At 72.5% G+C, this 5,538-nt stretch carries 7 protein-coding genes; 6 read left to right on the top strand and 1 reads right to left on the bottom strand.

Annotated features, from left to right (window positions below):
• The 6 genes from ACXJKL_RS13210 to ACXJKL_RS13185 all read left to right on the top strand — a co-directional run.
• The coding region (locus tag ACXJKL_RS13210; RefSeq protein WP_457207506.1) for an LCP family protein at positions 1 to 1,083 on the top strand (1,083 nt) is incomplete at its 5' end.
• Entirely contained in the window at positions 1,080 to 1,949 is an 870-nt protein-coding gene (locus ACXJKL_RS13205) for a crotonase/enoyl-CoA hydratase family protein (protein WP_457207505.1), read from the top strand. The genes ACXJKL_RS13210 and ACXJKL_RS13205, both read left to right, overlap by 4 nt.
• A 92-nt stretch (positions 1,950 to 2,041) precedes the next feature.
• Positions 2,042 to 3,004: a TIGR03557 family F420-dependent LLM class oxidoreductase gene (locus ACXJKL_RS13200; RefSeq protein WP_457207504.1), complete on the top strand. Its 963-nt coding sequence runs from the start codon at positions 2,042 to 2,044 to the stop codon at positions 3,002 to 3,004.
• Positions 3,005 to 3,128: 124 nt separating this feature from the next.
• On the top strand, positions 3,129 to 3,788 hold the full coding sequence (locus ACXJKL_RS13195) for a PadR family transcriptional regulator (RefSeq protein WP_457207503.1): 660 nt from the start codon (positions 3,129 to 3,131) through the stop codon (positions 3,786 to 3,788).
• Positions 3,788 to 4,198 (top strand): DUF1707 SHOCT-like domain-containing protein, encoded by a 411-nt coding sequence (locus ACXJKL_RS13190; protein ID WP_457207502.1) that lies wholly within the window; start codon positions 3,788 to 3,790, stop codon positions 4,196 to 4,198. The genes ACXJKL_RS13195 and ACXJKL_RS13190 overlap by 1 nt, the downstream gene beginning before the upstream one ends.
• A gap of 33 nt (positions 4,199 to 4,231) precedes the next feature.
• Positions 4,232 to 4,918, top strand: coding sequence for a GAF and ANTAR domain-containing protein (locus ACXJKL_RS13185; protein WP_457207501.1), 687 nt, complete (start codon positions 4,232 to 4,234; stop codon positions 4,916 to 4,918).
• A 6-nt stretch (positions 4,919 to 4,924) separates the two neighbouring features.
• On the opposite strand, the gene ACXJKL_RS13180 is transcribed toward ACXJKL_RS13185, so the two are convergent.
• Positions 4,925 to 5,431, bottom strand: a complete 507-nt coding sequence (locus ACXJKL_RS13180) for a hypothetical protein (RefSeq protein ID WP_457207500.1) — start codon at positions 5,429 to 5,431, stop codon at positions 4,925 to 4,927.
• Positions 5,432 to 5,538 lie beyond the last annotated feature (107 nt).

Below are 5,538 nucleotides of genomic sequence, written 5' to 3'. Positions count from 1 at the left end.
CGCCCGGACGAGACCCGGGTCATGCCGGCCCAGCCCCGGACGTCGTCCGGGGGCGGGCGACCGCCGGGGGGCCCGTCGTCCCCCGCCACCCCCGCTCCCCCGCCGCGTCCCGAGCGCCAGCGCCGTCGGCCCCGCTTCCGCTTCGGCATCGTCAAGCTGATCCTGCTGGTCTGGCTGGTCTTCATGCTCGCCGTCCCCTTCTGGGCGTGGAGCAAGGTCGACAAGATCGACGCGATGCCCGGGGACAAGGGCCGCCCCGACGAGCAGGGCGGCAACACCTACCTCATCGTCGGCTCCGACTCGCGCGACGACCTGACCGACGCGCAGCGCAAGGACCTCGGCACCGGCGGCGAGGTCGGGCAGCGCACCGACACGATCATGCTGCTCCACACCGGCGACGGACCGAACATGCTCATGTCGATCCCCCGCGACTCGATCGTCTCCATCCCGGGTCACGGGGACAGCGAGAAGGTGAACGCGGCGTTCGCCTACGGCGGACCCCAGCTGCTCATCCGCACGCTGGAGAACGAGACCGGCATCCGCATCGACGACTACGTCGAGATCGGCTTCGGCGGCTTCGTCGGGATGGTCGATGCCGTCGGCGGCGTCGAGATCTGCCCCCAGGCGGCCATGAAGGACCCCCTGGCCAACCTGGACATCGAGAAGGGCTGCCAGGAGGCCGACGGCAAGACGGCGCTCGGCTACGCCCGCTCCCGGCACACCTCCAACCTCGGCGACATCGACCGGGCCCAGCACCAGCGCGAGGTCGTCTCCGCCATCGGCAGCAAGGCGCTGTCGGCCTGGACGTTCGTCAACCCGGTCCGCTACTACGAGCTGGCCATGGCCTCGTCGACGTCGTTCTCGGTGAGCGAGGGGACCAGCCCGATCTCGCTGGGGCGCTTCGCGTTCGCCATGACGCGCGCCGACGGCGACTCGGGCCTCACCTGCGGCGTTCCCATCCAGGACCTTGCGGTCACCTGGGACGAGGACCGCTCCGAGCAGCTGTTCTCCTACGTCCGGGACGACGACACGTCGAGCATCCCGGAGGACCTCTGCACCCCCAGCGGGATGCCGGGCCGGTGACCTCCTACGACATGCTGTCGGTGGCCAGGGACAGCGACGGCGTCTGCACCCTCACCCTCGACCGCCCCGACGCCCTCAACGCGTTCACGACCACCATGGCGCGCGAGCTCGAGCACTTCTTCACCACTGCCGCCACCGACGACGCGATCCGCGCGGTCGTGGTCACCGGCGCCGGTCGGGCCTTCTGTGCGGGGATGGACCTCTCCGTGCCAGGCAACGTCTTCGGCCTCGACGAGGACGCCCACCCCACTCCGGCCGACCTGCGCGACCACCTGACCGAGGCGCCGTACCAGGACGGCGTCCGCGACACCGGCGGCAAGGTGGCGCTGGCCATCCATGCCTGTCCCAAGCCGGTGATCGCCGCCATCAACGGCGCGGCGGTCGGCATCGGTGCCACGATGACCCTCGCCATGGACCTGCGACTGGCCTCCACGCGGGCTCGCATCGGGTTCGTGTTCGGTCGCCTCGGCATCGTGCCCGAGGCCTGCTCGTCGTACTTCCTGCCACGCATCGTCGGTGTCCAGCAGGCGCTCGAGTGGGTCTACTCCGCCGAGGTCCTCACCGCCGAGGCAGCGTTGGCGGGACGGCTGCTGCGCTCGGTCCACGAGCCCGACGACCTGCTGCCGGCCGCCCTCGAGCTGGCCCGGTCCTTCGTCGTCGGCCGCTCCCCCGTCGCGCTCGCGCTCGCCAAGCAGCTGCTGTACGCCGGGACGTCGGCGGCGTCGCCGCTCGAGACGCACCGTGCCGACTCGCTGGCGATGTGGCACACCTCGGTCGGCGACGGCAGGGAGGGTGTGGCCGCCTTCCGGGAGAAGCGCGACCCGGAGTTCACGGGCCTCGCCTCCGACCTGCCGCGGATCTTCTAGCCGGTCGCCGCGGCCCCTCCTCAGGGCTGTACTCCCGGCCGCACGGGCTCGGCATCATCGACGGGGTCCGTCCCACCTCCGAGAGGCTCCCCATGAAGATCGGCTACACGCTGATGACCGAGCAGTCCGCCCCCCGTGACCTCGTGCGCTACGCGGGTCTCGCCGAGCAGGCGGGCTTCGACTTCGAGGTGATGAGCGACCACTACTTCCCGTGGCTCGACGAGCAGGGGCACGCCGGCTACGCCTGGGTCATGCTGGGCGCGGTGACGCAGGTGACCGAGCGGGTCGAGCTGATGACCTACGTGACCTGCCCGACCATGCGCTACCACCCCGCGGTGGTCGCCCAGAAGGCCGCGACCGTGCAGCAGCTCTCCGGCGGGCGCTTCACCTTGGGAGTCGGCTCCGGCGAGAACCTCAACGAGCACGTGGTGGGCCGGGGCTGGCCCACCGTGCACGTGCGCCACGCCATGCTGGTCGAGGCCCTCGAGATCATCAACGAGCTCTTCGACGGCGGCTACGTCAACCACGACGGCGAGCACTTCACCGTCTCCTCCGCCAAGGTCTGGGACCTCCCCGAGGTCCGGGTACCGATCGCCGCAGCCGTCTCCGGCCCGGCGGGCATCGAACGCCTCGCTCCGCTGGTCGACCACATGGTCGCGGTGGAGCCGTCCGCGGAGCTGGTCGCGCAGTGGTCGGGCTCGGGGGCGCGGGGCGAGCGCAGGATCGGCCAGATGCCCATCTCGTGGGACCCCGACCGTGACCGGGCGGTGGCCCGCGCGCACGAGCAGTTCCGATGGTTCGGAGGGGGCTGGGCCGTCAACGCCGACCTGCCCGTGCCGGCCGGATTCGCCGGGGCGACCCAGTTCGTCCGGCCGGAGGACGTGGCCGGCTCGATCCCCTGCGGCCCCGACGTGGGGGCCGTGGTGGCGGCCGTGGACGAGTGGCGCGAGGCCGGCTTCACCGACCTGGCCGTGGTGCAGATCGGTGACGAGCGGCAGGAGGACTTCCTCGACTGGGCTCGTGACGAGCTGCTGCCCGCCCTGCGGGAGGCCTGAGGCCGGCGAACATCCCCCGCGAGACTGCTTGTGCGGACACGCGCGTCGTCGTACGCTCGCGATATATCGCAATGTGTCGGTGACCATCGGGTTGTCGGCACCGTCACCCGGGAGGGACACACGCATGGGACACCGCAAGAATCCTTGGGATCTCCGCTTCGACCAGCACGGCTGGGGCGGTCCGTCCCGCGGCACCGGCGGCCCCCCGCCGTGGATGCAGGGCCTCCTGGGCTGGGGCCAGACCGGCAGCCCGCAGCCGCCGTCGGGCGGCCCCCGGGCGCGTCGCGGTGACGTCCGCCTGGCGATCCTCTCGGCCCTCGCCGACGCCGCCGGACGGAGTGAGCCGATCAACGGCTACCAGGTCATCCAGCAGATCGCCGACCGCAGCAACGGCACATGGCGACCGAGCCCCGGCTCGGTCTACCCCACCATCCAGCAGCTCGCCGACGAGGGTCTCGTCGAGACCGACGACGAGCGGGGGCGCAAGACCTTGCGCCTCACCGCCCAGGGCGAGAGCTACGTGAGCGAGCGAGCCGCCGAGCTGGACGCCGTCTGGGCGCCCTTCGAGCGGGCCCAGGAACGCGCCTCCACCGGTACGTCGGGTGACCTCAAGTCCGAGATCGGCCAGGTCATGAGCGCCGTGTGGCAGCTGGTCACCCAGGGCTCCGACGCCCAGCGACGGGCCGCCATCGGCGTCCTCGTCGACACCCGCCGCGCGCTCTACGGCATCCTCGCCGACGGCACGGAGCCGGCGAACGACCCCGAGCTCGACGAGGAGGCGTGATGACCGACCCGCGTGCGGGCGCGGCCCGGATCGGGGACCGGGAGCGGGAGTCCGCGACCTCGATCCTCAACGACCACTACGCGGCGGGACGCCTCGACACCGAGGAGCACGCCGAACGCCTCGACGCCATCTGGTCGGCCCGCACGCGCGCCGACCTCGACCTGGTGTTCTGGGACCTGCCGCGGGCCGTCGCCCCGCCCGCGCGGACCCCGGTTCCCGTCCGGCGCACGTCGTCGTGGCGCGCCCCGCTCACGATGTTCCTGATCGCGGCCCTCGTGCTGGCGATCGCGCTCCAGGTGCCCTGGTGGGTCTGGCTGATCGGGCTCGTCGTGCTGCTGAAGTCGCGCCACTGGGGCGGCCGCAGCTCTCGCCACGCGTGCCACAATCACGGCCCGAGGGCTCGACCCTGAGCCGCCCCCCACGAGCTGCCGCCGGAGGCCCGGATGCCTGACACCGCTCCCGACGCCGAGGCCTTCGCCCAGCTCGCCCTCCAGCTCCACGACGTGGAGGGCCTCGACGAGACGGTCGAGCGCATCCTCGACTTCGCGGTCACGACCTTCGGCTGCGCCCACGCCGGCGTGATCCTCGTGCACGGCGGCTCCCGGGTCGAGACGGTCGCCGCGACGGACCCGTTGGTGGAGGGACTCGACGCGATCCAGCTCGAGGCCGGAGAGGGGCCCGACCTCGAGCTCATCGCCGACCGGCACGGGGTGCTCGTCCGCGACGTGCGCAGCGAGTCCCGCTGGCCGCGCTGGTGCGAGGCCGTCGAGCGCGCCGGGGTGCGCAGCATGCTCGGGTCCCGGCTCTACACCAGCCGGGAGGTGGTCGGCAGCCTCAACCTCTATGACCCCGCACCGGACGTGTTCGACGAGGCGGACGCCGACGTCGCACACATGCTGGCGCGACACGCCGCCGTGGCGGTCCAGCACGCCCGGGGCGACGAGCACCTGCGCAAGGCCGTGGACGCGCGCAACCTGGTCGGCCAGGCGCAGGGCATCCTCATGGAGCGCTTCGACCTCGACGCGGGTCGCGCGTTCGAGGTGCTCCGCCGCTACTCCCAGCACCACAACCGCAAGCTCCACCAGGTGGCCCAGGAGCTCGTCGACCACCGGGTCCTCCCGGAGGCCTGAGCGTCGTCAGTCCTGGCGCAGCAGCTGCGCGACCGCGGTCTCGCGCATCTCCTCCCACGAGTTGCCGAGGTAGGCGTCCCCCGCACCGTCCCAGAGCGCGACCGCGGTCGTCACGGCCTCGCGCTCGGCCTCGGGCAGCGCCCCGGCCAGGTCCACCTCGTCCAGGGTGGCGCTGTGCCGCAGGAAGGCCACGGCCACGCGGGCGCACGCAGCGTCGAACCCCAGGGACTCGGGCGTCTCCCCCTCCGCCGCGACGACCTCGCGGTCCAGCTCTGCCTCCACGTCCCTCACGTGCGGGAGGTGGGGGGCCAGGACGGCGTGCTCCAGCGCCACGTGGATCGCGAGACGGCGCCGGGCGTGGAGGAAGACGTCCTCCCGGGCCCCGGCGTGCAGCAGCGGCACCCGACACCAGGCCTCGCGCAGCTCCTCGTGCTGGAGGGACAGCAGCTCCGCCAGCTGTTCGCCGGTGGTGACCGGTCCTGCGGGCAGGGACTCACGGACAGGGGTGCTCATGCCGGGCGTCGTACCCGACCACGTGCCGACGCATGCACCCGGACACTTCGGGTACGACGACAGCAGGACGGTGGCCGGTCGGCCCGGACTCACGCAGCCCCGGGCCG

The sequence above is a fragment of the Nocardioides sp. P5_C9_2 genome (assembly GCF_054049555.1).
The sequence above is the reverse complement of the archived record's forward strand: the minus strand, read 5'-3'. Positions and strand labels throughout refer to the sequence as shown.